The organism is Bradyrhizobium sp. Kon56, assembly GCF_055807635.1.
The window spans coordinates 166,661-191,435 of the sequence record NZ_JBVVOU010000003.1; the positions used below are offsets into that span (position 1 = coordinate 166,661).

General features: G+C 64.7%; 20 protein-coding genes. 10 read left to right on the forward strand and 10 right to left on the reverse strand.

The window, feature by feature from the left end; translation table 11 throughout:
* Positions 1-201: 201 nt before the first annotated feature.
* Together gltB and AC0L3B_RS06415 are read left to right on the forward strand one after the other, a co-directional pair.
* Complete coding sequence (gene gltB / locus AC0L3B_RS06410; protein WP_026232514.1) at positions 202-4,935, forward strand: glutamate synthase large subunit; 4,734 nt, start codon at positions 202-204, stop codon at positions 4,933-4,935.
* 145 nt (positions 4,936-5,080) lie between these two features.
* A complete protein-coding gene (locus AC0L3B_RS06415; RefSeq protein ID WP_085350692.1) occupies positions 5,081-6,532 on the forward strand; it encodes a glutamate synthase subunit beta in 1,452 nt (483 codons plus the stop codon).
* A 208-nt stretch (positions 6,533-6,740) separates the two neighbouring features.
* Here AC0L3B_RS06415 and AC0L3B_RS06420 read toward each other — a convergent pair whose 3' ends face one another.
* Positions 6,741-8,510 (reverse strand): outer membrane beta-barrel protein, encoded by a 1,770-nt coding sequence (locus AC0L3B_RS06420; RefSeq protein ID WP_473380182.1) that lies wholly within the window; start codon positions 8,508-8,510, stop codon positions 6,741-6,743.
* A gap of 190 nt (positions 8,511-8,700) precedes the next feature.
* Between AC0L3B_RS06420 and AC0L3B_RS06425 the strand changes: the two genes are divergently transcribed.
* Complete coding sequence (locus AC0L3B_RS06425; RefSeq protein WP_166520846.1) at positions 8,701-9,708, forward strand: KpsF/GutQ family sugar-phosphate isomerase; 1,008 nt, start codon at positions 8,701-8,703, stop codon at positions 9,706-9,708.
* Positions 9,709-9,803: 95 nt separating this feature from the next.
* On the opposite strand, the gene AC0L3B_RS06430 is transcribed toward AC0L3B_RS06425, so the two are convergent.
* The gene (locus AC0L3B_RS06430; protein ID WP_018453330.1) at positions 9,804-10,361 is read right to left on the reverse strand and encodes a carboxymuconolactone decarboxylase family protein; all 558 of its coding nucleotides are present in this window, start codon (positions 10,359-10,361) and stop codon (positions 9,804-9,806) included.
* A 72-nt stretch (positions 10,362-10,433) separates the two neighbouring features.
* On the opposite strand from AC0L3B_RS06430, the gene AC0L3B_RS06435 reads away from it, so the two are divergent.
* Positions 10,434-10,772 (forward strand): winged helix-turn-helix transcriptional regulator, encoded by a 339-nt coding sequence (locus AC0L3B_RS06435; RefSeq protein ID WP_085350695.1) that lies wholly within the window; start codon positions 10,434-10,436, stop codon positions 10,770-10,772.
* 117 nt (positions 10,773-10,889) lie between these two features.
* Here AC0L3B_RS06435 and AC0L3B_RS06440 read toward each other — a convergent pair whose 3' ends face one another.
* The 4 genes from AC0L3B_RS06440 to hemH form a co-directional block, all read right to left on the reverse strand.
* Positions 10,890-11,336: an NfeD family protein gene (locus AC0L3B_RS06440; protein WP_007597152.1), complete on the reverse strand. Its 447-nt coding sequence runs from the start codon at positions 11,334-11,336 to the stop codon at positions 10,890-10,892.
* A gap of 70 nt (positions 11,337-11,406) precedes the next feature.
* Positions 11,407-12,408 carry an SPFH domain-containing protein gene (locus tag AC0L3B_RS06445; RefSeq protein ID WP_085350696.1) on the reverse strand — a complete coding sequence of 334 codons (1,002 nt, stop codon included), beginning with the start codon at positions 12,406-12,408 and terminating at the stop codon, positions 11,407-11,409.
* A gap of 274 nt (positions 12,409-12,682) precedes the next feature.
* The gene (locus AC0L3B_RS06450) at positions 12,683-13,657 is read right to left on the reverse strand and encodes an ABC transporter substrate-binding protein (protein ID WP_018453328.1); all 975 of its coding nucleotides are present in this window, start codon (positions 13,655-13,657) and stop codon (positions 12,683-12,685) included.
* Positions 13,658-13,682: 25 nt separating this feature from the next.
* Complete coding sequence (gene hemH / locus AC0L3B_RS06455; protein WP_085361221.1) at positions 13,683-14,720, reverse strand: ferrochelatase; 1,038 nt, start codon at positions 14,718-14,720, stop codon at positions 13,683-13,685.
* 81 nt (positions 14,721-14,801) lie between these two features.
* Between hemH and AC0L3B_RS06460 the strand changes: the two genes are divergently transcribed.
* Positions 14,802-15,200, forward strand: coding sequence for an MAPEG family protein (locus AC0L3B_RS06460; protein ID WP_085361220.1), 399 nt, complete (start codon positions 14,802-14,804; stop codon positions 15,198-15,200).
* 153 nt (positions 15,201-15,353) lie between these two features.
* On the opposite strand, the gene AC0L3B_RS06465 is transcribed toward AC0L3B_RS06460, so the two are convergent.
* From AC0L3B_RS06465 to AC0L3B_RS06475, 3 genes are read right to left on the reverse strand one after another with little or no spacing between them, the layout of a single operon-like run.
* Positions 15,354-16,463 carry a nickel/cobalt transporter gene (locus AC0L3B_RS06465; protein ID WP_085361219.1) on the reverse strand — a complete coding sequence of 370 codons (1,110 nt, stop codon included), beginning with the start codon at positions 16,461-16,463 and terminating at the stop codon, positions 15,354-15,356.
* The gene (locus tag AC0L3B_RS06470) at positions 16,454-17,092 is read right to left on the reverse strand and encodes a DUF1007 family protein (protein WP_085350701.1); all 639 of its coding nucleotides are present in this window, start codon (positions 17,090-17,092) and stop codon (positions 16,454-16,456) included. Before AC0L3B_RS06470 ends, AC0L3B_RS06465 begins: the two co-directional genes overlap by 10 nt.
* Positions 17,092-19,173, reverse strand: a complete 2,082-nt coding sequence (locus tag AC0L3B_RS06475) for a M3 family metallopeptidase (RefSeq protein WP_018453323.1) — start codon at positions 19,171-19,173, stop codon at positions 17,092-17,094. The genes AC0L3B_RS06470 and AC0L3B_RS06475 overlap by 1 nt, the downstream gene beginning before the upstream one ends.
* Positions 19,174-19,308: 135 nt before the next feature.
* Between AC0L3B_RS06475 and AC0L3B_RS06480 the strand changes: the two genes are divergently transcribed.
* From AC0L3B_RS06480 to AC0L3B_RS06500, 5 genes are all read left to right on the forward strand, one after another.
* Positions 19,309-19,563, forward strand: a complete 255-nt coding sequence (locus tag AC0L3B_RS06480) for a hypothetical protein (protein ID WP_018453322.1) — start codon at positions 19,309-19,311, stop codon at positions 19,561-19,563.
* A 672-nt stretch (positions 19,564-20,235) separates the two neighbouring features.
* On the forward strand, positions 20,236-21,378 hold the full coding sequence (locus tag AC0L3B_RS06485) for a type III PLP-dependent enzyme (protein ID WP_018453321.1): 1,143 nt from the start codon (positions 20,236-20,238) through the stop codon (positions 21,376-21,378).
* Positions 21,379-21,510: 132 nt separating this feature from the next.
* Positions 21,511-22,098 (forward strand): GNAT family N-acetyltransferase, encoded by a 588-nt coding sequence (locus AC0L3B_RS06490; RefSeq protein ID WP_026232510.1) that lies wholly within the window; start codon positions 21,511-21,513, stop codon positions 22,096-22,098.
* A 143-nt stretch (positions 22,099-22,241) separates the two neighbouring features.
* Positions 22,242-22,631 carry a RidA family protein gene (locus AC0L3B_RS06495; protein ID WP_085350702.1) on the forward strand — a complete coding sequence of 130 codons (390 nt, stop codon included), beginning with the start codon at positions 22,242-22,244 and terminating at the stop codon, positions 22,629-22,631.
* 48 nt (positions 22,632-22,679) lie between these two features.
* Positions 22,680-24,122, forward strand: a complete 1,443-nt coding sequence (locus AC0L3B_RS06500; RefSeq protein ID WP_007615186.1) for a homospermidine synthase — start codon at positions 22,680-22,682, stop codon at positions 24,120-24,122.
* 212 nt (positions 24,123-24,334) lie between these two features.
* Here the strand turns inward: AC0L3B_RS06500 and AC0L3B_RS06505 are convergent, their stop codons facing one another.
* Positions 24,335-24,670: a hypothetical protein gene (locus tag AC0L3B_RS06505; protein ID WP_026232509.1), complete on the reverse strand. Its 336-nt coding sequence runs from the start codon at positions 24,668-24,670 to the stop codon at positions 24,335-24,337.
* Positions 24,671-24,775 lie beyond the last annotated feature (105 nt).

Below are 24,775 nucleotides of genomic sequence, written 5' to 3' on the forward strand. Positions count from 1 at the left end.
TTGCAACGAAAGTCGGTGCTTTCGAGCGCCAAGAAGGCAACAGGCAAAGCCGTTCTCGGGGACGAAGAACGCCTTGGCCTGAATTTAAGAAAATGCGGCTCGCGAGCGGACGAGCGGTGACCCAGAAGCGGGTGCCGCGGGACGCCCAAGGTGCGCCGAAGATGGCGGTGAGGCAGCTTGCCGCATGAAGAGGACGAGAACATGAACGGGTCGCAAGTCGAGCGCGGAAACATCGTGGCAGAACAACTGTCGGCGACGGTCGCCTCGAAAACGACCGATCCGATTCAGGAACACAATTCACGGCCGCCGGCCGTAGGCCTGTACGATCCGAGCCTGGAAAAAGATTCCTGTGGCGTCGGCTTCATCGCCAACATCAAGGGCCAGAAGTCGCACGAGATCGTCGCGGACGCGCTCAGCATCCTCTGTAACCTCGAGCACCGCGGCGCCGTCGGCGCCGACCCGCGCGCCGGTGACGGCGCCGGCATTCTGGTGCAGATCCCGCATGCTTTCTTCAGCCGCAAGGCGAAGGAGCTCGGCTTCGTGCTGCCCAATCCGGGCGAATACGCCATCGGCGCGTTGTTCATGCCGCGCGACACTGCCTGGCGCAACGTCATCAAGAGCATCATCGCCGACCAGATCAAGGAAGAGGGCCTGACGCTGCTCGGCTGGCGCGACGTGCCAACCGACAATTCCTCGCTCGGCGTCACCGTAAAGCCGACCGAGCCCGCCTGCATGCAGGTGTTCATTGGCCGCAACGGCACCGCCAAGACCGAGGACGATTTCGAGCGCCGGCTTTACATCCTGCGCAAGTCGATCTCGCAAGCGATCTATCAGCGCCGCGACCGCGGCCTCGCCGGCTACTATCCGTGCTCGATGTCCTGCCGCACCGTGATCTACAAGGGCATGTTCCTCGCCGACCAGCTCGGCAAGTACTATCCCGATTTGCACGAGAAGGATTTCGAGAGCGCGCTGGCGCTCGTGCACCAGCGTTTCTCGACCAACACCTTCCCGGCGTGGTCGCTGGCGCATCCCTACCGCATGATCGCGCATAATGGCGAGATCAACACGCTGCGCGGCAACGTCAACTGGATGGCGGCGCGCCAGGCCTCGGTGAGCTCCGAGCTGTACGGCAAGGACATCAACCGGCTCTGGCCGATCTCCTACGAAGGCCAGTCGGACACCGCCTGCTTCGACAACGCACTCGAATTCCTGGTGCAGGGCGGCTACTCGCTGCCGCACGCCGTCATGATGATGATTCCGGAGGCGTGGGCCGGCAATCCCTTGATGGATGAGAAGCGCCGCGCCTTCTACGAATATCATGCAGCCCTGATGGAGCCGTGGGACGGCCCCGCCGCGATCGCCTTCACCGACGGCCGCCAGATCGGTGCCACGCTGGACCGCAACGGCCTTCGGCCGGCGCGCTATCTCGTCACCAAGGACGACCGCATCGTGATGGCGTCCGAGATGGGCGTGCTGACGATTCCCGAGGACCAGATCATCACCAAGTGGCGCTTGCAGCCCGGCAAGATGCTGCTGGTCGACCTCGAGCAGGGCCGCCTCATCCCCGACGACGAGATCAAGGCCGAGCTCGCAAGGAGCCATCCCTACACGGAGTGGCTGGAGCGGACCCAGATCGTGCTGGAAGAGCTGCCGAAGGTGCCGACCACCGGCGTGCGCTCCAACCTGTCGCTGCTCGATCGCCAGCAGGCGTTCGGCTACAGCCAGGAAGACATCACCATCCTGATGACGCCGATGGCCTCCACCGGCGAGGAAGCCGCAGGCTCAATGGGCAACGACACGCCGATCTCGGCGCTGTCGGCCAAGGCCAAGCCGCTGTTCACCTACTTCAAGCAGAACTTTGCGCAGGTCACCAATCCGCCGATCGATCCGATCCGCGAGGAGCTGGTGATGAGCCTCGTCTCCATCATCGGACCGCGGCCGAACCTGTTCGACCTGCAAGGCCTAGCCACTACTAAGCGCCTCGAAGCGCGCCAGCCGATCCTGACCGACGCGGACCTCGAAAAGATCCGCTCAATCTCCGAGGTCGCCGAGTCGCACTTCAAGTCGCGCACGCTGGACACCACCTTCCACGCCGGCCTCGGCGCGGCCGGCATGGACCAGGTGCTGGACGAGCTCTGCGCGCGCGCCGAGAGCGCGGTGCGCGAGGGCGTCAACATCATCATCCTGTCCGACCGCATGGTCGGCACCGACCGGGTTCCGATCCCGTCGCTGCTGGCCTGCGCCGCCGTGCATCATCATCTGATCCGCACCGGATTGCGCACTTCGGTCGGCCTCGTCGTCGAATCCGGCGAGCCGCGCGAAGTGCATCACTTCGCCTGTCTCGCCGGCTACGGCGCGGAAGCGATCAATCCGTATCTGGCGTTCGAGACCATCATCGCGATGAAGGACCGCCTGCCCGGCTCGCTCGACGACTACGAGATCGTCAAGCGCTACATCAAGTCGATCGGCAAGGGCCTGCTCAAGGTGATGTCCAAGATGGGCATCTCGACCTACCAGTCCTATTGCGGCGCGCAGATCTTTGACGCCATTGGCCTGAAGGCGGAATTCGTCGGAAAATTCTTCGCCGGCACGCACACCCGCGTCGAGGGCGTCGGTCTTGGCGAGATCGCCGAAGAGGCGGTGCGCCGTCATGCCGACGCGTTCGGCGACGCGCTCGTGTACAAGACCTCGCTCGATGTCGGCGGCGAATATGCCTATCGCAGCCGCGGCGAGGACCATGCATGGACCGCCGAGTCGGTGGGGCTGCTCCAGCACGCCGCGCGCGGCAATTCGCTGGAACGCTACCGCGCCTTCGCGAAGATCCTCAACGAGCAGTCGGAGCGTCTCCTGACGCTGCGCGGCCTGTTCCGGATCAAGAATGCGGACGAAGAGAAGCGCAAGCCGGTACCGCTCGACCAGGTCGAGCCGGCCAAGGACATCGTCAAGCGTTTCGCCACCGGCGCGATGAGCTTCGGCTCGATCTCGCGCGAGGCGCACACCACGCTCGCGATCGCCATGAACCGGATCGGCGGCAAGTCGAACACCGGCGAAGGCGGCGAGGAAGCCGACCGCTTCAAGCCGATGCCGAACGGTGACAGCATGCGCTCGGCAATCAAGCAGGTCGCCTCGGGCCGCTTCGGCGTCACCACGGAGTATCTCGTCAACTCCGACATGATGCAGATCAAGATGGCGCAGGGTGCAAAACCCGGCGAAGGCGGCCAGTTGCCCGGCCACAAGGTCGATGCCACCATCGCAAAGGTCCGGCATTCGACGCCGGGCGTCGGCCTGATCTCGCCGCCACCGCACCACGACATCTACTCGATCGAGGATCTGGCGCAGCTCATCTACGACCTCAAGAACGTCAACCCGGACGGCGCGGTCTCGGTCAAGCTCGTCTCGGAGATCGGCGTCGGCACCGTAGCCGCGGGCGTCGCCAAGGCGCGCGCCGACCATGTCACCATCGCGGGCTTCGAGGGCGGCACCGGCGCTTCGCCGCTGACCTCGATCAAGCACGCCGGCTCGCCGTGGGAGATCGGCCTCGCCGAAACCCACCAGACGCTGGTGCGCGAGCGGCTGCGCAGCCGCATCGTGGTCCAGGTCGACGGCGGTTTCCGCACCGGCCGCGACGTCGTGATCGGCGCGCTGCTCGGCGCCGACGAGTTCGGCTTCGCCACCGCGCCCCTGATCGCGGCCGGCTGCATCATGATGCGCAAGTGCCATCTCAACACCTGCCCGGTCGGCGTCGCGACCCAGGACCCCGTCCTGCGCAAGCGCTTCACCGGCCAGCCCGAGCATGTGATCAACTACTTCTTCTTCGTCGCCGAGGAGGTCCGCGAGATCATGGCCTCGCTCGGCTTCCGCAGCTTCAACGAGATGATCGGCCAGGTGCAGCTGCTCGACCAGACCAAGCTGGTCGCGCACTGGAAGGCCAAGGGGCTCGATTTCTCCAAGCTCTTCGTCAAGCAGAAGGAAGAGAAGGGCCAGAAGATCTATCACTCCGAGCGCCAGAACCATCATCTGGAAGCGGTGCTCGACCGCACGCTGATCGAGCAGGCGACGCCTGCGCTCGACCGCGGTGCGCCGGTGAAGATCGAGGCCAAGATCAACAGCACCAACCGCTCCGCGGGCGCGATGCTGTCGGGTGCGGTCGCCAAGATCTACGGCCATGCCGGCCTGCCGCATGAGACCATCCATGTCAGCCTCAAGGGCACCGCCGGCCAGGCCTTCGGCGCCTGGCTGGCGCAAGGCGTCACCTTCGAGCTCGAAGGCGAAGCCAACGACTATGTCGGCAAGGGCCTCTCGGGCGGCAAGATCATCGTCAAGCCGCCGGCCAACAGCGGCATCGTGCCGGAAGAGAGCATCATCGTCGGCAACACCGTGATGTACGGCGCCATTCAAGGCGAGTGCTACTTCCGAGGCATCGCCGGCGAGCGTTTTGCCGTGCGCAATTCCGGCGCCGTGGCGGTGGTCGAGGGCGCCGGCGACCATTGCTGCGAATACATGACCGGCGGCATCGTGGTCGTGCTCGGCAAGACCGGACGCAACTTCGCGGCCGGCATGTCCGGCGGCATCGCCTATGTGCTGGACGAGACCGGCGACTTCGACAGGCTGTGCAACATGGCGATGGTCGAGCTCGAGCCGGTGCTGTCGGAAGAGCTGATCAACGCCGGCACCTATCACCACTCCGGTGACCTCGAAGCGCACGGCCGGGTCGACGTGTTCAAGGACCTGCTCGCCTCCGACGTCGAGCGGCTGCACGTCCTGATCACGCGCCATGCGAAGGCGACCGGCTCCAGGCGTGCCGCCGACATCCTGGCGAACTGGAAGGACTGGCTGCCCAAATTCCGCAAGGTGATGCCGGTCGAATACCGGCGCGCTCTGCGCGAAATGGCTGCCAACGCGGACGCCGAGCCGAAAATCGCGATCGGGGCCTGAGCATCACACCCCGTCATTGCGAGCGTAGCGAAGCAATCCAGACTTTCTCCTCCGATGCGGACTGGATTGCTTCGAAGCTCACGCTCCTCGCAATGACGACGAGAGAGAAACACAACGAATTTAAGCGGCAGGGACTTCGGGTTTAATGGGCAAGATCACGGGTTTTCTCGAAATCGAACGGCATGACCGCAAGTACACCCCGGTCGCCGAGCGCGTGAAGCATTTCCACGAGTTCGTCGTTCCCCTCTCCGAGAAGGAAACGCGCGACCAGGCCGCGCGCTGCATGAATTGCGGCATTCCCTATTGCCACGGCACCGGCTCGGTCTCGCCCGGCACGCCGGGCTGCCCGGTCAACAACCAGATCCCGGACTGGAACGACCTCGTCTATCAGGGCAACTGGGAAGAAGCCTCGCGCAATCTGCACTCGACCAACAATTTCCCGGAGTTCACGGGGCGCATCTGCCCGGCGCCGTGTGAAGCCTCCTGCACGCTCAACATCGACGACAACCCCGTCACCATCAAAACCATCGAATGCGCGATCGTTGATCGCGCCTGGGACAATGGCTGGCTGAAGCCCGAAATCGCCGCCCACAAGACCGGCAAGAAGGTCGCGGTGATCGGCTCGGGTCCGGCCGGCATGGCCTGCGCGCAGCAGCTCGCGCGCGCCGGTCACGACGTGCATCTGTTCGAGAAGTTCGCCAAGGCCGGCGGCCTGCTGCGCTACGGCATCCCCGACTTCAAGATGGAGAAGGGCATCATCGACCGCCGCGTCGCGCAGATGGAAGGCGAAGGCGTCACCTTCCACTACAACAGCCATGTCGGCGCCGACGGCAATGTCGACCCGCGCGAGATGCTCAACGAGTACGATGCCGTGGCGCTGACCGGCGGCGCCGAAGCCCCGCGCGACCTGCCAATCCCCGGCCGCGACCTCGCCGGCATCCACTACGCCATGGACTTCCTGCCGCAGCAGAACCGCCGCGTCTCCGAGGAACCGCTGGGCGGCGTCCAGGAGATCTTGGCCGGCGGCAAGCATGTCGTCGTCATCGGCGGCGGCGACACCGGATCCGACTGCATCGGCACTTCGCTGCGCCAGGGCGCGCTCTCCGTGACCCAGCTCGAGATCATGCCCGCACCGCCAGAGCACGAGAACAAGGGCCTGACCTGGCCGAACTGGCCGCTGAAGATGCGAACGTCCTCGAGCCAGGCCGAAGGCGCGATCCGCGAATTCGCGGTGCTGACGCAGAAGTTTTCGGGCGAGAACGGCAAGGTCAAGAAGCTGCACTGCGTGCGCGTCGACGACAAGTTCAAGCCGATCGCCGGCACCGAGTTCGAACTCGACGCCGACCTCGTCCTGCTCGCGATGGGCTTCGTCCATCCCGTGCACGAGGGCCTGCTCAAGATGCTCTCGGTCGAGCTTGACCCTCGCGGCAACGTCAAGGCCAACACGCTCGACTACCAGACCTCGCGCCCGAACGTGTTCACCGCCGGCGACATGCGCCGCGGCCAATCGCTGGTGGTCTGGGCCATCCGCGAGGGCCGGCTGTGCGCCAGGTCGATCGATACGTTCCTGATGGGGAAGACGGATCTGCCGCGGTAGGCTCGACTGGACAAGCTTTGCCGCCTAATTTTCACACAGTGTCATCGCCCGCGAAAGCGGGCGATCCAGTATTCCAGAGACCGCAGTGATTGGGCCGAAACGCCGCGGCGTACTGGATGCCCCGGTCAAGCCGGGCATGACAGCTGAGTGAGTGGTCCGAGCGGAGTCAACTAAGCCACGTACGCTCAAAAAGCGGCCGTCGCCCCCTCTAATTCTGCAACCTCACCCCGACCATCACGACCGTCGCCTGCGAGCTTGACCCGGGCTGGTTCGAATCCAGGATGTCGTGTCGGAGCGTGCCCTTGATCCAGATGTTGCGGTTGAGCTTGTAGATCAGATTGCTTTCGAACGAGTAGGTCTTGTCGTTGCGATTCTGGCCCTGGTAGTCGTAGGTGCCGTAGGTGAATTTGCCCACTGCCGTAAGCCAGCGGCGGAAATCGTGATCGACTTCGGCGGCGTAGGTGTGCACCAGCACGCCGGAGGAGCCGGGGACGGTGGTCTCGGCGATCTGCGTGTCGGTGGCGAATTTCACGGTGGTGAGGCCGCTTGCGTTCCAGATCAGCGAGCCCGAGGTGAGGAAGCCCGCGAGCTGGCTGAGGCGCGGATCGACGTAATTGCGCGCGGAATAGCCGACCGAGACCTCGCCGGTGAGGATACGCGAGAACTCGAAGGACGTGCCGACCTTGGCGTAGCCGCCGTCCGAATCGCGGAAGTAGCCGTTGCGGTCGGCGGCCCGGTCGTGCACGCGGGTGTCGCCCTGGATCTCGACGAACGGCTTCAGACCCGGCTTGAGATCGTAGGAGAAGCGTCCGACGCCGCCATACTGGTTGAAGTCGCGATCGTCGTTGCTGAAGGTGGCGCCGTCGGTGAGCTTGGAGTTGGTGTAGGCGGTGCGATCGACAGTGGCGCCGGCCGCGACCTGGAAGCGGTTGAAGCTCTGGTCGAAGCCGACGGTCGTGCCATAGGCGGCATAAACAGGATATTTTTGCAGGCCGGCCTGCACGTTCGGGCTGCCGGGATTATCGGTGGCGAGCCGCAGGCGCAGCTGCGTGGTCAGCTTGAGATCGCGATTGACGTCGAGGCGGCCGTCGACATGGCCGTTGAAGTCGGGGCGGTCGACCTCGACCGGCGAAGGCGAGGCAAAGCCGTCGATCGTCGCCGGCATGTTGTTGGTGTAGCCCGAGAACGAGCCGCGCAGATCCGCGACCAGCGCGTGGCGCTCCCAATCGGACGCCACGAGGAGATCGGGTGCAACCACATAGGCCGGCGAGCCGACCGGCTTGTTCAGACGCGCCGGATTGGTGTCGTAACCGGTGGAGAGCTCGAGCCCGCCCTTGATCAGGAAACTGCCGGCATAGTCGCCGACCGCGCCGAACGCATCGTCATCGGCCTTGAGGCGGCGGCGCAGCGGCTGGCCGGGCACGGTGCCCGCCATCGCCGCCGGCACGGGCGCCTTGTTGGCGGAGGCGGACGGGGGCGGCGCGATCTTCGGCGGACCGAGCGTGGATGGCGGCGGCGTAGTGGTCGGCGCCCGCGAGCCGGGACCAGCAGGGCGCTTCGGCTTGGGCTGACCCGGATAGAACTTCGGCTGCTGCCGCTTGCGGTTCAGCGAGTCGTAGCCGGAGCTGCTCGCACCGTTGGCGGCAGGCAGGCCATAGGTCGGGACCTGGCTGGTCGCGTTTTGGTTCGTCGGGTTCTGCCATGGGCGCGCCGGCGCCTGCTGGCGCTTGCGAAAGTCGGAGTTGGGATCGGGCAGCGCCGGCAGCGCATCCGACGGTGCCTGCGGAACGCCCGCGGTGCGGCGCGTCGGCAGCGTGTCGGGCGAGGCGAAGCCACCGCGGTTGGGACTGAACAGGTCGGGGGTGAGGCTCTGGGCGGCCACGGGGGCGCTTCCGAGGACCGTCAGCGCAAAGCACGGCAAAGCCGCGCGCAGGAAATGCGCGCGTTTGCTCCGGCTCGTGCCTGGAGACGACCCCACGATGGAAGAACTCCAACGAAATCAAACACTTTCGCGATTGTCCCCACCGATCGGCGGGAACTATCGTTAATGGAGTTAAAACAATTATGGTTAACGACCGGTTGAGGGTCGGGTCGGGCTCGTCGCCTCGAAGGCCGCGGCGTGTTAAGCAGGCGCCAACGGGCGAAGGCCCCTCCTCCTGGACCAGAACATGCCGAGTTCGAAACCGCTGATGACCCAATCATCCGGCCCCATTCCCGACAGCGTCGAATCCGCACTCCGCACGCTGGAAACGGAGAGCGGCGGTATCAACGCGCTCGCCGCCGCCCTGCGCGGCCCGCTTGGCGCGAGCTTCGCCCAGGCGGTCGATCTAATCCGCAACGCGAAGGGCCGCGTCATCGTCACCGGGCTCGGCAAGTCGGGCCATATGGGCCGCAAGATCGCGGCAACGTTGGCCTCGACCGGCACGCCCGCCTTCTTCGTGCACACCGCCGAAGCCGCCCATGGCGACCTCGGCATGATTACCACCGACGACGTCATCATGGCGCTGTCCTGGTCCGGCGAGCAGCCGGAGATGAAGACTCTCGTGAACTATTCCGCAAGGTTCGCAATCCCGATGATCGCGGTGACGTCGAACGCGGCATCCTCGCTGGGACAAGCGGCCGACGTCGTGATCGAGCTGCCGAAGGCGCGCGAGGCCTGCCCGCACAATCTGGCGCCGACCACCTCGACCCTGATGCAGGCCGCGATAGGCGATGCGCTTGCGATCGCGCTGCTCGAAGGCCGCGGCTTCACCGCGCTGGAGTTCGCGCATTTCCACCCCGGCGGCAAGTTAGGGGCGATGCTGAAATTCGTCCGCGACTACATGCGCACCGGTGCGGAAATCCCGGTCAAGCCGCTCGGCACCAAGATGTCGGACGCGGTGATGGAGATGTCCGCCAAGGGTTTGGGGTGCGTCTGCATCGTCAACGAGGCGAACGAGGCTCTCGGCATCATCACCGACGGCGATCTGCGCCGCCACATGCGGCCCGACCTGCTGACGGCGTCGGTCGACGACGTCATGACCAGGCAGCCGAAAACCGTACCGCCCTCGATGCTGGCCACCGAGATGATCGAGGTGCTCAACACCCGCAAGATCACGACGCTGGTCGTGACCGAGGCGGACAAGGTGGTGGGCATCGTGCACCTGCACGATCTGCTGCGGGCAGGCGTGGCGTAGGGAGCCACTCACCGTCATTGCGAGCGCAGCGAAACATCCAGAGTGCCACCGCGGAAAGACTCTGGATTGCTTCGCTACGCTCGCAACGACGGCGGCTAGAGCGGCGCAGGAAATCTTGCCGCCGTCTCCTCCAGCGGCAACCGCAGTCCGTTCGCCAGATACGAGACCGTGCGGTAGAAGCCGCACAGCAGCATGATCTCCAGGATCTGCGCCTCGTCGTAATGCGCCGACAGCGCAGCGAACTCAGCGTCGTCAAACGTCGCGCTGTGATGCAGCGCGTCGACGGCGGCGATCAGCGTCTGCTCGGCCGGGGACCAGCACGACGACGCCGCATCACCCTGCACGGTGGCGCGCACTTCCTCCTCGGTGAGTTTCGCCGGCCCGGCAAAGACCGCGACATGCACGCCCCATTCATATTCGCATTTGTTCAGCGCGCAGGTGCGGTCGATCACGATCTCGCGCTGGCGCAGCGACAGCGGTCCGGGATCGAGCAAGCCGCCGGCGCGAAACTTGTCCCAGGCGCGGGTGTGGCCCGCCATGACCCGGAACAGCAGCAGTGGCGGCGCGCCGCGCATGATGCGGTCGAACTGGGCCTGGATCTCCGGGGGATAAGGCGGGGTGAGCGGGGCAATGCGCGCTGTGACCGGGGACATTGGCCGCCTCTCTTGCTACATTTAACGTAGCATAAAGCTACACTATTTGTAGCACCACGCAAGAGGGCGACGATGGCGAAACAGACCACTTCGAGATCGCGCGGCGTCCGTGGCTCGCGCAGCGGGCGGCCGATCATGGTGCTGCTCGACCTCCTCGGACGACGCTGGAGCCTGCGAATCTTGTGGGAGCTACGCGACGCCCCCCTCACCTCGCGCGCATTGCGAACGGCCTGCGACGAGGCCTCGCCGACGGTGCTGCAGGCGCGGCTGGACGATTTGCGCGAGGCCGGGTTCGTGGAGCTCGGCGAAGCCGGCGGTTACGGGCTGACGGCGCTCGGGCGGGACTTGTGCGAGACGTTCATGCCGCTGCATAGGTTTGCGGAGCGGTGGCGCAGCAAGAGCGGCGCGTAAGTCTGGCGATGCCGTCCCGACTAGCTCGTCATTGCGAGCGAAGCGAAGCAATCCAGAATCTTTCCACCGGCAGCAGTCTGGATTGCTTCGCTTCGCTGCGCTCGCAATGACGGTGGACTAAGCCGCCGCCACCGTCAGATTCGCACCGTCCACTTGCACCACCTTCACACGCGTGCCCGCCGGCGTATCGGGACCTGCGACGCGCCAGACGGTGTCGCCGATGCGCATGGTGCCGTTGCCGTCGACGATCGGCTTCTCCAGCGTGAACTCGCGGCCGAGCAGCGCATCCGCGCGCTTGTTGAGGAAGGGGCTGGCGGCAATTGCATCCGGCTTCGGCCGGGCGAGCCGACGCCAAACCGGCACGGCGGCGGCGGCGAAGATCGCGAACATCACGAGCTGGATCTGCCAGGATATCGCCACTCCGAACGAGATCAGCCCGACCAGCAGCGCGGCGAGCCCGAGCCAGAACAGGAAGACTCCCGGCGCCAGCACCTCCAGCGCCATCAGGATGAAGCCGAAGATCAGCCAGTTCCAGGTGCCGAGCGATACGAACATGTCGGTCATGACACGACCTCTTTGAAATGGCGCATGCCCTTGTCGGAAAACCGGTGTCCACTTTTCCGGGGCATGCGCTTTACCCCTGCCGCGGCGGCACCGCCGGGGGCGTGCTCCCAGTCGTCGGCACCGAACCGCGACGAGCGGCGGCAGCGGCGGATGCAGCACTCTCGCCGAACGTCGCCTTGGCGATCTCGCCGATGCCGGCGAGCGAGCCGAGCATGCTGGTGGCCTCGATCGGCAGCATGATGATCTTCTGGTTCGGCGAGTCCGAAAACTGCCCGAACGCCTTGATATATTTGTCGGCGATAAAGTAGTTCAGCGCCGCGACGTCGCCCTTGGCAATGGCTTCACTGACCATCTGCGTCGCCTTGGCCTCAGCTTCCGCCGACCGCTCGCGTGCTTCGGCGTCGCGGAAGGCGGCCTCGCGGCGACCTTCCGCCTGGAGGATCTGGCCCTGCTTGGCACCCTCTGCGCGCAGGATCTCGGACTGGCGTGCACCTTCGGCCTGAAGGATGTCGGCGCGTTTGACGCGCTCGGCCTTCATCTGTCGGCCCATGGCTTCGACGAGGTCCGCCGGCGGCACAATGTCCTTGATCTCGATACGATTGACCTTGAGGCCCCAGGGCGAGACGGCGGCATCGACTACACGCAGCAGGCGCTCGTTGATTTCGTCGCGGTGCGACAACACCTGGTCGAGATCCATCGAACCCATCACCGAACGGATGTTGGTCATGGTCAGCACGGTGACGGCTTGGGTCAGGTTAGAGACCTCGTAGCTCGCCTTGGCGGCATCGAACACCTGAAAGAAGGCGACGCCGTCGACCGTCACGGTGGCGTTGTCCTTGGTGATCACCTCCTGCTCGGGAATGTCGATCACCTGCTCCATCATGTTGATCTTGCGTCCGACGCGATCGAAATAGGGCACGATCAGATTGAGCCCGGGGCTCAGCGTCTGGGTGTATTTGCCGAACCGCTCGATGGTCCAGTCATAGCCCTGCGGCACCGTCTTCACGCCGGCCACCAGCGTGACGATGACGAGCAAGACCAGAACAATCGCGAAAATGTCGAAACCGCTCATATTTCCTCCAAGGCGGAAAAGATTGGCGGGAAAAGGCCTTTTCCGCGCTGTCATTGGTCGGGATCACGACCCCAAGGGTTCAGTAAAGCGTTCAGTAAAGAGTTCAGAAGGATTCAAGGCTCAGCGGTCGTGCCTGATTTCGGCATCGGTAGGATTCTACACAAGACACCGGGAGAGGGAATGGTCGCGATTATGTATTTGCGAGGCGCTCTTGAAAGCGTGCTGGCGCACACCTAGCGACGACGTTAACGAATCCGGCGGTCGCAGCCAAATCCTACTCGATGACCTCGTTCGCGGTTGCGAGCAGGCTTGGCGGAAGCGTGACGCCGATCGCCTTGGCCGTCTTCAAGTTGATCGCCAGCTCGAACGTGGTCGGATTCTGGACCGGCAAGTCGGCCGCTCGCGCACCCTTCAGGATGCGATCGATATAGGTGGCGGCGCGGCGGAGCTGCTCGGCGCTGTCGGTGCTGTAGGACATCAAGCCACCCTCGTCGACGAAGGTCCGGCTCCAGAACACCGCCGGCACGCGCGCTTCATTGATGGCTGCCAGGAGAAGCGCACGGTTGGACATGGTGAAGAAATCCGGCAGCACCAGCAGGCCGCCGTCTTTCCGCAAGGCCAGGGCGGCGATCGAGGCCGTGTCATGGACCGGCGCGGGCACCACCGTCACATCGAGCGCGCGGCCGGCGTCTTCGATCGTCCGCAGCATCAGCGGCGCGAACGGCGCGGTGGCGGGATTGTAGACGACGGAAACGCGTGACGGCTTTGGCACGACCTGCGTAAGCATCTCCAGCCATTTGCCGGCCAGCGGGCCGTCGTAATCGGTGAAGCCGGTGATATTGCCGCCGGGATGGGCGAGATTCTGGACAAAGCCCTGGCTGACAGGATCGGTGACGACGGCGAAAACGATCGGGATCGTCGTCGTGCGCTGGCGCAGCTCCTCCACTGAGGGCGTGCCGACCGCAAGCAGGATGTCGGGCTTGAGCGCCACGAGTTCGTCGGCGAGTTGCGCGATCCGCGCGCGGTCGCCGCCGCCGTTGCGCCAATCGATCTCAAGGCTGCCGTCCTCCTTCCAGCCATGGCCGGCAAGCGCCTCGACCAGGACCGCGCTACGCGTCTGCCCGATCGCATCGTCCGCCGCAGTGACCGAGAGCACGCCGAGCCGGCGCGTCGCATTCGCTTGCGCCAGCACCGAGGCCGGCAGCATCGTGGTCACCCCAAGAAGCGCCAGAACCTCGCGGCGGTTCATGGGGCGCTCCTCGGATCCAGGCTCACTATATCCAGCCCTGGAGCTCGCGCAGCACCAGCGTTCGGATCACATCCATGCCGGGGTCGCTGTCGTTGAGGCAGGGGATCGCGGAAAACTGCTCCCCGCCATTGTGCTTGAAGATCTCGGCATTCTCCTGCGCGATCTCCTCCAGCGTCTCCAGGCAGTCGGCGGAAAAACCCGGCGTGATCACCGCGATACGGCGCACGCCCTCTTTCGCCAGACGCTCCATGGTCTTGTCAGTGTAGGGCTGCAGCCACTCGTCGAATCCGAAGCGCGACTGGAAGGTCAGCAGCAGCTTTGTCTCGTCCATGCCGAGCCGGCGCCGCAGCGCCTCGGTGGTCGCCACGCATTGGTCCTGATAGGGGTCGCCCTTGTCGACATAGGCCTTCGGCATGCCGTGGAAGGAGGCGACGATCAGCTCTGGCTTGAACGACAGGCTCGCCAGATGCGTCTCGATCGAGGTGGCGAGCGCCTCGATATAGGCTTCGTCCTCGTAGTAAGACGGCGTCACCCGCAGCGTCGGCTGCGCGCGCAGCCGCGCAAGCACGCGAAACACCTCATCGCAGACGGTGGCCGACGTCGCGGCGGAATATTGCGGATAGAGGGGGACGGCAAGAATGCGATCGCAGCCCTTCGCAATCAGCGCATCGACGCCCGACTTGATCGAGGGATTGCCGTAGCGCATAGCCCATTCCACCGTGACCTGGTCGCGGTCCGACAGCATGGCTCCGAGCTTGTCGCTCTGCGAGCGCGTGATGGTCTTGAGCGGCGACTCGTTCTTCTCGGTGTTCCAGATCTTGAGATAATCGCGCGCCTTGGCGCGGGGGCGGGTGCGCAGGATGATGCCGTTCAGCACCAGCTTCCAGATCAAGCCCTGATCCTCGATGACGCGGGCGTCCGAGAGGAACTCCTTCAGATAGACCCGCACGCCGCGCGTGTCGGCGGTATCGGGCGTGCCGAGATTGACCAGGAGTACGCCGACGCGCGGCTGGCCGGACTGAGGCAGCGGCTTCGTGGTCTTGAGAGGGGCTAGGGTTGTCATGCTCGTTGGGTCGCGCGTTGCCCCGAGCTTGTCAAGATCAGGCCGGTTTCGCTAGGGTCGCACCGAGGCGGGGGAGGAAAGATGACACTCGCGGAATGGTGCGTCTTCGGAGCGTTGCTGCTCTATTTGGTGACGATCGTCTCGGTCAAATGGATCAGGTTTCGCGGGTTCGACAATTCACGCCCGCGCGATCCCGCCTTCTACGAAGAGGCCATCGCGCAGCGCGCGCTCGGCGCCCACCAGAATGGTATCGAGACCTTTCCGTTCTTCGCCTTCGCGGTGCTGCTGGCCGAATTCCGGGACTCGCCGCAGCGGATGATCGACGAGCTCGCGGTGCTGTTCCTGATCGTACGGATCGCCTATGTGCTGACCTATCTCGGGAACCGCCCGACGCTGCGCTCCATCCTCTGGAGCATCGGCTTTGCGATCAATCTCGGGATCTTCTTCATGCCGGCGTTGAAGCAGTTCTTGCCGGTGTGACTCTCCCTTTGTGGGAGAAGGTGGCGCGAAGCGCCGGATGAGGAGTTCTATCGGCGAACGCAGCTGCAAGAGGATCGCTCGCGGAGACAACCCCTCACCCGTCTCGCCGCTACGCGGCGAGCCACCCTCGCCCACAAGGGGAGAGGGAAAAACTCAGAAACACGTCGTCCGTTCGGCCGCGATGTAACCCAACAACAGGCCTGCACCGAACAGCAGCACGAGGCCGGCGGCGGCGATTTCGATGCCGCGCATGAACAGCGCGCCGTTGCCGTCGCGTCCGGCGCTCAGGCGGGCGGCGATGTCCTGGGCGGAGACGGCGACCACGGCAATGACCGCGACGGTGATCGCGGTGCCGAGCCCCATCAGCAGAGTTGCGGCGATGCCGGCCCAGAACAGGCCTTGGGCCAACGCGAACACCAGCACCAGGATCGCGCCCGAACAGGGACGGATGCCGACGGTCAGGATCGCGGTAAAGCCGCGTCCCCAGCCTCCGGGGCCGGCGAGCTCGCTCGGCATGGCGCCGTGGGAATGGCCGCAATGCTCGTCATGAACGTGGTGATGCGCGTGGTGATGATGGGCGTGCGCATGATCGTGACGATGATGATCATGCGCATCATGATGGTGGTGACCGTGATCATGATGGTCATGCGGCACGCCCGCGATCGCCGGCACCGGCTGAACCGCCTGCAGCGCACGGATGAAGGTGCGGCCCTTGACCCAGACCAGGCGCAGGCCGAAAAGCGCGATCAGGGCGTAGCTTGCGATCTCGATCGCGCCTTCCGCCTTGCACATGGTCCTGGCGGTCGCATTCAGCACCCAGGCCGAGATGCCGACAATCAGGATCGCCACCAGCGACTGCATCAACGCCGATGCAAACGACAGCACGATGCCGCGCCGGGCAGTCTCGCGATTGGCGACGAGATAGGAGGCGATCACCGCCTTGCCGTGGCCGGGCCCAGCGGCGTGGAAGATGCCGTAGGCAAAGGAGATGAAGAGCAGCGTCCACACCGCCGAGCCGTCGGACTTGGCGGCGCGAATGGTCGCCGACATCTGGCGATAAAATTCCGATTGTTTTGCCAAGAGCCAGCCGATGAGGCCACTGGCCTCAGGCTCGGCCGCCGGGGCTGGCCGCGGCGCGCCGAACGGGTTCTGGGCAAGGAGATCATGCAGCGCGGCATCGGCCACGCCCAGCACGACAATAACGGCGGCGCAGGCGAGAAGCCCGCGGGCAAGCGGCGAACGAAGACGACCGATCAAGGGCAATCCACCGTGATCTTGTTGGCGAACATCATGCCGAAATTGGAGTTCTCGCCGTTCATGAAGGTCTGCTCGTTGAGCTTCTGCGCACTCGCGGTGCCGTCGCTCGGCCGCTCAAGTTTCATCTGGCAGCCGGCGGGCGCGCCGACCAGCTTGATCGGGTTGTCCTTGGCCATCTGGAAGTCGATGAAGAATGAGCGGTCGAACACTTCGAGCATCAATTGCTTGGGCTTGACCGGATTCTTCAGCGGCAGCGTGAAGTGCAGGGTCAGGACCGTATCCTTGTAGTCGAGGAAGTAGTCGACCGGCTCCTGGAATCGCTCCTTCTTGCCGTCGGCTCGCGCGAAGGTGAAGTAGGCATATTCCTTCAGCGACTCGACATTGGTCTGCGCCAGCGGTCCGAGCTCCTCGCGGGTATAGACGCCCTTGGTCTTGCTCTCGAGCCCCTGCACGGCATAGGCCGAGAACATGTCGTCAAACGTCCAGGCGTGGCGCACGCCGGTGATGGTGCCGTCCGCGGCATAGAGCAACTCGCTGGTCGCGGTGATCCAGACATGCGGGTGCGCCTGCGCCGCCCCGGCCACAAAGGTGAGGCCAGCGGCGAGCAGCAGCCCGAGCAGGGCGCGCACGCCCATCAGGCCGCCTTCGGGGCGTCAAGCAGACCTCGGCGACGCAGCAGCGCATCGGGCTCCGGCGGGCGGCCGCGGAAGGCCTCATAGGCGGCTTCCGGATCGACCGATCCGCCGCTCGAGTAGATGTCGTCGTGCAGGCGTTTTGCGACGGCGGGATCGAAGATGTCGCCGGCTTCCTCGAATGCGCCGAAGGCGTCGGCGTCCATCACCTCCGACCACATGTAGCTGTAATAGCCGGCGGCATAATGATCGCCGGTGAAGATGTGACCGAATTGCGTCGGACGGTGACGCAGCGAGATCTCCTCGGGCATGCCGATCTTCTCCAGCTCGCGTCTCTCGAAGGCGCGGACGTCCTGCGCGGCGGAGGCCGGCTGGGTGTGGAATTCGAGATCGATCAGCGCCGAGGAGACGAACTCGACCGTGGCGAAACCCTGGTTGAATTTTCGCGCGGCCAGGAACCGTTGCAGCAGATCGTCCGGCAGCGGCTCGCCGGTCTGGTAGTGGCGGGCAAACTTTTGCAGCACCTCGGGCCGCTCCTGCCAATGCTCGTACAGCTGGGAGGGCAATTCGACGAAGTCGGTGAACACGGAGGTGCCCGACAGCGACGGATAGGTCACGTTGGAGAGCATGCCGTGCAGGCCATGGCCGAACTCGTGGAACAGGGTGCGGGCATCGTCGGGCGACAGCAGCGAGGGTTCCCCGTCCGCGCCCTTGGAGAAGTTGCAGATGTTGAGGATCAGCGGCGCGACCTCGCCGTCGAGCTTCTGCTGGTCGCGCAGCGAGGTCATCCAGGCGCCGGAGCGCTTCGACGGCCGGGCGAAGTAGTCGCCATAGAACAGCGCCTTGTGCTTGCCGTCCCGCCCCTTCATCTCCCAGACCCGGACGTCCGGATGCCAGACCGGCACGTTCTTGCGCTCCTCGAAAGTGACGCCGAACAGGCGCGTGGCACAGTCGAAGGCGGCGGCGATCATGTGATCGAGCGCGAGATACGGCTTGATCGCGGCGTCGTCGAAATTGGCGCGCTGAAGGCGCAGCTTTTCGGCATAGAAGCGCCAGTCCCAGGGGGCGAGCTTGAAATTGCCGCCCTCCTCCGTGATCAGCGCCTGCATGTCGTCGCGGTCGGCGAGCGCCCGCGCCCGGGCCGGCTTCCAGACCCGCTCCAGAAGGCCGCGCACCGCTTCCGGCGTCTTGGCCATGGAATCCTCGAGCCGGTAGGCCGCGAAGGTCGGATAACCCAGGAGATTGGCGCTCTCCTCGCGCAGCTTCAGGACCTCGACGATGGTCGCGTTGTTGTCGTTGGCATTGCCGTTGTCGCCCCGCGCGGTGAAGGCCTTGTAGACCTTCTCGCGCAGGTCACGCCGGGCCGAGCTCTTCAGGAACTGTTCGACCGAGGAGCGCGACAGGGTGACGATGGCCTTGCCGGCCATGCCGCGTTCTTCCGCCGCAGCCTTGGCGCTGGCGACAAAACTCTCCGGCAGGCCCTGGCGGTCGGCTTCGCCGAGCTCCATGAACCATTCCTGCTCGTCGCCGAGCAGATGATGACTGAAGCTGGTGCCGAGCTGGGCGAGTCTCTCGTTGATCTCCGCCATCCGCGTCTTGGCCTCTTCGGAGAGGCCGGCGCCGGAGCGGTGGAAGCGGGTGTAGGTGCGCTCGAGCAGGCGGAGCTGTTCCGGTGTCAGACCGAGATTGGCGCGGTTCTCGTGTAGCTGGGCAATGCGGCCAAACAGCACGGCGTTCATCATGATCGGATTCCAGTGCCGCGCCATCCGCAAGGAAACCTCCTTGTCGATCTCCAGAATGGCCGGGTTGGAATGCGCCGAGACGAGGTCGTAGAAGACCGACGCGACCTTGCTGAGCAGCTTGCCCGAGCGCTCCAGCGCCGTGATGGTGTTGGCGAAGTCGGGCGCGGTCGGGTCGTTGGTGATCGCTGCGATCTCGGCGGAGTGGTCGGCGAAGGCCTGCTCGAAGGCCGGGAGGAAGTGCTCCGGCTTGATTTCGTCGAAGGGCGGGGTCGCAAACGGCGTCACCCACGCCTTCAGCAGCGGGTTGGTCTCGGAGTCCGTAGTTTGGCGGGGTTCTGACATTACAAGTCCCGATTTGTGGCTCGATTGTTGCGGCCAGCTATAGCACGCGATAGGGCTTTTTTGGGCCGTTTGCCCTTGCTCCCGGCTGCCTTTTCGGTGAGATTGCGGCCCTCCAAGCCTAGGACCCCTGAGCTCATGAACGCGACCTCCTCGTCTTCCCGTCGGATCGTCTGGCCGAGCGTCATCACCGTCGTCAGCGCCGCCATCCTGATCGGCGCCGAGGTGTTCGGCGCGGCGTTTGCCGGCGGCTGGGCGCTCGCGATCCTGTTCGGGCTGGGCGAGCAAGGCACGCACATCCTTCAGGCCACGCTGTTTGCGCTCGGCGTGCTCGTGATGACGGCCTTCATCCGCGCCGCTCAACGCGTCGAGCCGTTCACGAAGCGCGGCTGAAGCGCGGACGCTCGCGAGTGACGCGCGCCGCGCAGAAAACTTAACGCGCGTTCATCTTTCGCGTCGCGCGCGCAACACTGCGCAAGCAGATGTTAGGCAATTCTGTTCGCAGCCTAAAAAATCTCTTGCGAAGCAGAGTCAAAACACTTATGTGCGGATTGCCCAATTTCGCACGTGCCTGTGGTCGTGTGTCAGTCGGTAGGTATCCGGACAAGAGGCCGGACAGCCGCCAAGGGGTGAAGAAGCCGAGGGGCTCTTCGGAAGTGTGGAAGTCGGAAGGCTCATCGCCGGAAGACGAAAGCAAACCCGGAGCGTCCAGCATCTCTCTCAAAGAGATGCCTTGTCGAAGGTGACTTTGCTCTTTGCAACCGTGACTGGCAGCCGGAGGCGAACCGGCGCACCCCGCTCTCAACGGGGGACGCGACTTAAAGCAACGACGGATCGGGCTTTTTTGGTCTCTACCGGCAGTCCAACGCCGGCGCGGGCTACTGAAAAGGCTTGTCCTTCATTGCCAGGTGTGCGGGCGGGAACATTCCCAACCAATCCACGGCAGCACAGTCTGATGTGAGTCTTTGGCTCGTCGCGCCTCCATCGCGCGATCTGGCCGGAGCGCTCTTATCCGACGTCATTTTTTGAACGGATCCCCGTCGCTGGGCCGTTTGGGAGAGTGCTATGACCGACCGTATCCAGGAATTCCTGCGCAACCGCCGCAGCGAGGGCCTCGACACCGAGCCGTGCCTCGTCGTCGACCTCGAAGTCGTGCGCGACAATTACCAGACCTTTGCCAAGGCGCTGCCCGACAGCCGCGTGTTCTATGCCGTCAAGGCGAACCCGGCGCCGGAAGTGCTGGCTTTGCTCGCCTCCATGGGCTCCTGCTTCGACACCGCGACGGTCGCCGAGATCGAGATGGCGCTGGCCGCCGGTGCGACGCCCGACCGCATTTCCTTCGGCAACACGATCAAGAAGGAGCGCGACATCGCGCGCGCCTTCGCGCTCGGCATTCGGCTGTTCGCGGTCGATTGCGCCGCCGAAGTCGAGAAGGTCGCCCGTGCCGCGCCCGGCGCAAAGGTGTTCTGCCGCATCCTCTATGACTGCGCCGGCGCCGAATGGCCGCTGTCGCGCAAGTTCGGCTGCGACCCGGAGATGGCCGTCGACGTGCTCGACGTTGCCAAGCGTCTGGGCCTGGAGCCGTGCGGCATCTCCTTCCATGTCGGCTCGCAGCAGCGCAAGGTGAAGGCGTGGGACCGTGCGCTGGCAATGGCCTCGCAGGTGTTCCGCGACTGCGCCGAGCGCGGCATCAACCTGACCATGGTCAACATGGGCGGCGGTTTCCCGACCAAGTACCTGAAGGACGTACCGCCGGTGGTGACCTACGGGCGCTCGATCTTCCGCGCGCTGCGCAAGCACTTCGGCAACCAGATTCCGGAGACCATCATCGAGCCGGGCCGCGGCATGGTGGGCAACGCCGGCATCATCGAGTCCGAAGTCGTGCTCATCTCGAAGAAGAGCGACGAGGACGAGGTGCGCTGGGTTTATCTGGACATCGGCAAGTTCGGCGGTCTCGCCGAGACCATGGACGAGTCGATCCGTTACGCCATCCGCACCCCGCATGACGGCGCGGACATGACGCCGTGCGTGCTCGCGGGCCCGACCTGTGACAGCGCCGACGTGCTGTACGAGAAGAACCCGTATCCGCTTCCGGTGACGCTCGAGATCGGCGACAAGCTGCTGATCGAAGGCACCGGGGCCTATACGTCGACGTACTCGGCGGTGGCTTTCAACGGCATCCCGCCGCTGAAGACCTACCACATCTGATCCGCCTCGCGTCTGAGGCCAGACGAACCCGGGAGCCGGCTTGCCGGCTCCCTCCCTGACATTTCGATTTCTGACGACGCCTTGAACCGGCGTGCTTTGCGCACGTCAGTTTCAAGCGGGGACTGACGCGCCATGACTGCTCTTCGGAAGACACAAATTGACCCCACTTCGAAAGCCGCTCCGTTCGCGATCCGTGCGGAGCGTGCTGTCGACGTTGCGATGCGTGAAGCGCTGCTCGATGCGTCCTTTGGCGAGAACCGCCATGGCCGTACCTGTCAGCGCCTGCGTGACGGACGCGCACCCGCTGCCGGCCTTGCGCTGGCCGCGATGCGCGAGGGGAAGCTCGTGGGAACCGTGCGGCTGTGGCACGTCAGCGCCGGAGGCAGGCCCGCTCTGGTCCTCGGACCGCTGGCAGTGGACCCTGCCTGCCGCGAGCTCGGGATCGGCGCCGCGCTGATGCAACAAGCGCTGGCTGCCGCCCGGGCGCGCGGGCATGCCGCCGTGATCCTGCTCGGCGATGCCCCCTATTACGCCCGCTTCGGCTTCTCGGCCGCCAACACCGGCGAGCTGTCGCTGCCCGGTCCGTTCGAGCGCGACCGCCTGCTGGCGATCGAATTCACAACAGGCGCGCTGGACGGCGCCGCCGGGATGATCGTCCCGACTGGTGCGGCCCTGCCCAAACGAAGGGTAGTTCGCGCCCTCCAGGCGCGCGCGGCTTAAGGATCGCCATGATGGCGACGACCTAGCCGCGTTAAGCGGCAACGCCCGGCTGTGCCTGCGTTAAGCTCCATTCCTTTGGGGTTGCGCAGGCCGGCAAATTGCGTAAACCCCACGAAATTCCTCTTCAGTCGAGGCCTACGACCATGTCCCGCCGCCTGATTTCCACCGGCTCCCCGTTCGAGAAGACCGCCGGCTACAGCCGCGCCGTGATCGACGGCGAGTTCGCCTTCGTCGCGGGAACCACCGGTTACGACTACACCACCATGACGATGCCGGCCGATGTCACGAGCCAGTCACGCAACTGCTTCAAGACCATCGAAGCTGCCCTGAAGGAGGGTGGCTTCGAGATGGCCGACATCGTCCGCGTGACCTACTACCTCACCAACATCAAGGATGCGGACGCGCATTTCGCGGTCTGCGGCGAAGTCCTCGGCGAGATCCGCCCGGCCGCCACGCTTCTCGTCGTCTCGGCGCTCTACAAGCCCGAGATGAAGGTCGAAATCGAAGCCACCGCCAAGCGCCGCAGCGCTTGAGCCATCCCTCACCATTTGTTCGCCAGCACGTTCCGGAGAAACCATCCCATGAGCCCCGCCTCGCAGATCTACGCGAAGATCACTGGTCCCATCGTCATGGTCGGCTTCGGCTCCATCGGCAAAGGCACGTTGCCGCTGATCGAGCGGCATCTCGATTACGACAAGTCGCGCGTTACCGTGATCGACCCAAAGGACGAGGGTCGCAAGGCTCATTGCGAGAAGCACAATGTGCGCTTCATCCAGAAGGGCGTGACCAAGGACAATTATCGGGAGTTGCTGACCCCGCTGCTCACTGAGGGCGGCGGCCAGGGCTTTTGCGTCAATCTCTCGGTCGACACCGGCTCCACCGACATCATGGAGCTCTGCAACGAGCTCGGCGCTCTCTATATCGACACCGTCAACGAGCCCTGGCTCGGCTTCTATTTCGACTCCTCGAAAGGCCCGGAAGCGCGCTCCAACTACGCCCTTCGCGAAGCGACGCTGGCCGCCAAGAAGGCGCGCCCTGCGGGGTCGACGACGGCCGTCTCCTGCTGTGGTGCCAATCCCGGCATGGTCTCGTTTTTCGTCAAGCAGGCGCTGCTCAACGTCGCCGCCGATCTGAAGCTCAATGCCCCCAAGCCGAAGACAAAAGCCGAATGGGCGGACTTGATGCGACAAGCCGGCATCAAGGGCATCCATATCGCCGAACGCGACACCCAGCGCTCCAAGAAGCCGAAAGAGCCCGATGTCTTCGTCAACACCTGGTCGGTGGAAGGTTTCCTGTCGGAAGGCGTGCAGCCCTCCGAGCTCGGCTGGGGCACCCACGAAAAATGGATGCCCGAGAATGCGCGGACTCACGAAGCCGGCTGCGGCGCTGCCATCTATCTGATGCAGCCCGGCGCCAACACGCGCGTGCGCACCTGGTGCCCGACCCGCGGCGCGCAGTATGGCTTCCTTGTCACCCACAACGAGTCGATCTCGATCGCTGACTATTTCACCGTGCGCGACGCATCGGGCACGGCGGTCTATCGGCCGACCTGCCACTATGCCTATCATCCGGCTGACGATGCCGTGCTGTCGCTGCATGAAATGTTCGGCCGCGCCGCGAAGATGCAGGAAAAGCACCACATCCTCGACGAGAACGAAATCGTCGACGGCATCGACGAACTCGGCGTGCTGCTGTTCGGCCATGACAACAATGCCTACTGGTACGGCTCGCAGCTCTCCATCGAAGAGACCCGCAAGCTCGCGCCCTATCAGAACGCCACCGGCCTGCAAGTGACCTCCGCCGTGCTCGGCGGCATGGTGTGGGCGCTGGAAAACCCGAACGAGGGCATCGTCGAAGCCGACGAGATGGATTTCGATCGTCTACTGGAAATTCAGCTGCCGTATCTCGGCCCGGTGAAGGGTTTTTATACCGACTGGACGCCGCTGACGGACCGTCCGGGACTGTTCCCGGAGGACATCGACACTAGCGATCCCTGGCAGTTCCGGAATGTTCTGGTGCGGTGAGGCGGCGTCGCGCCACGGCCACTGCTGTCATGCCCCGCGACCCGGCTACGCCAAGGCTTAGCCGAGGTTGAGGTCCAGGCGCGCCGAACTTTAGCGTAAGCGGCAGGCGGGGCATCCAGTACGCCGCAGCATCTCCGTATCCACGCACAGCCTCTGGAATACTGGATCGGCCGCCTTCGCGGACGATGACAGCACCCGCGTAGATGCAGAACCTACTTCCTCTCGATCGGCGGCGCGATCTTCTCGGCTGGGGCTGGCGGCAATGCTGGTTTCGCCGCGCCGGCAGCGCCCTGCGTCTGCGGTTCGGGCCGCGCGGGCTCTGGGGCGGGCGTGGTCGGCCGGTCGCCGCCGGGCTTGGCTTCCGCGGGCTTATTCTGATCGTCGGACGGCGTGCCCTGAAGGGGTTGCGTCGCTTGGGCTGTCTGCATCCGGGTCTCGGCGCGGATTTGCGCCAGCGACATGCCTGACACCACGACGCCTGCCGCGAACAGCGAGCAGGCGACCATCAAGTCGAGCTTCAGTCTGCGCTTGTCATATTGGCCGGGCATGTCGATCACCGCCTTTGTCTGCGGGATCAACGAAATTGCCGCTCTGCGGTTCCCGCCCGTGGCGGCCGGAACTCGACGGCTGCGCGCCACATGGCCCCATCCACG

Excerpts from the sequence above, each read along its gene's own strand:
- AC0L3B_RS06435 (WP_085350695.1), top strand. The coding sequence starts at position 10,434 with ATGGCGAAACAGACCACTTCGAGATCGCGCGGCGTCCGTGGCTCGCGC.
- AC0L3B_RS06430 (WP_018453330.1), bottom strand. The coding sequence starts at position 10,361 with ATGTCCCCGGTCACAGCGCGCATTGCCCCGCTCACCCCGCCTTATCCC.
- AC0L3B_RS06485 (WP_018453321.1), top strand. The coding sequence starts at position 20,236 with ATGACCGACCGTATCCAGGAATTCCTGCGCAACCGCCGCAGCGAGGGC.
- AC0L3B_RS06495 (WP_085350702.1), top strand. The coding sequence starts at position 22,242 with ATGTCCCGCCGCCTGATTTCCACCGGCTCCCCGTTCGAGAAGACCGCC.
- AC0L3B_RS06445 (WP_085350696.1), bottom strand. The coding sequence starts at position 12,408 with ATGAGCGGTTTCGACATTTTCGCGATTGTTCTGGTCTTGCTCGTCATC.
- gltB (WP_026232514.1), top strand. The coding sequence starts at position 202 with ATGAACGGGTCGCAAGTCGAGCGCGGAAACATCGTGGCAGAACAACTG.
- hemH (WP_085361221.1), bottom strand. The coding sequence starts at position 14,720 with ATGACAACCCTAGCCCCTCTCAAGACCACGAAGCCGCTGCCTCAGTCC.
- AC0L3B_RS06470 (WP_085350701.1), bottom strand. The coding sequence starts at position 17,092 with ATGGGCGTGCGCGCCCTGCTCGGGCTGCTGCTCGCCGCTGGCCTCACC.
- AC0L3B_RS06475 (WP_018453323.1), bottom strand. The coding sequence starts at position 19,173 with ATGTCAGAACCCCGCCAAACTACGGACTCCGAGACCAACCCGCTGCTG.
- AC0L3B_RS06425 (WP_166520846.1), top strand. The coding sequence starts at position 8,701 with ATGCCGAGTTCGAAACCGCTGATGACCCAATCATCCGGCCCCATTCCC.
- AC0L3B_RS06440 (WP_007597152.1), bottom strand. The coding sequence starts at position 11,336 with ATGACCGACATGTTCGTATCGCTCGGCACCTGGAACTGGCTGATCTTC.
- AC0L3B_RS06490 (WP_026232510.1), top strand. The coding sequence starts at position 21,511 with ATGACTGCTCTTCGGAAGACACAAATTGACCCCACTTCGAAAGCCGCT.
- AC0L3B_RS06505 (WP_026232509.1), bottom strand. The coding sequence starts at position 24,670 with ATGCCCGGCCAATATGACAAGCGCAGACTGAAGCTCGACTTGATGGTC.
- AC0L3B_RS06460 (WP_085361220.1), top strand. The coding sequence starts at position 14,802 with ATGACACTCGCGGAATGGTGCGTCTTCGGAGCGTTGCTGCTCTATTTG.
- AC0L3B_RS06480 (WP_018453322.1), top strand. The coding sequence starts at position 19,309 with ATGAACGCGACCTCCTCGTCTTCCCGTCGGATCGTCTGGCCGAGCGTC.
- AC0L3B_RS06415 (WP_085350692.1), top strand. The coding sequence starts at position 5,081 with ATGGGCAAGATCACGGGTTTTCTCGAAATCGAACGGCATGACCGCAAG.
- AC0L3B_RS06500 (WP_007615186.1), top strand. The coding sequence starts at position 22,680 with ATGAGCCCCGCCTCGCAGATCTACGCGAAGATCACTGGTCCCATCGTC.
- AC0L3B_RS06450 (WP_018453328.1), bottom strand. The coding sequence starts at position 13,657 with ATGAACCGCCGCGAGGTTCTGGCGCTTCTTGGGGTGACCACGATGCTG.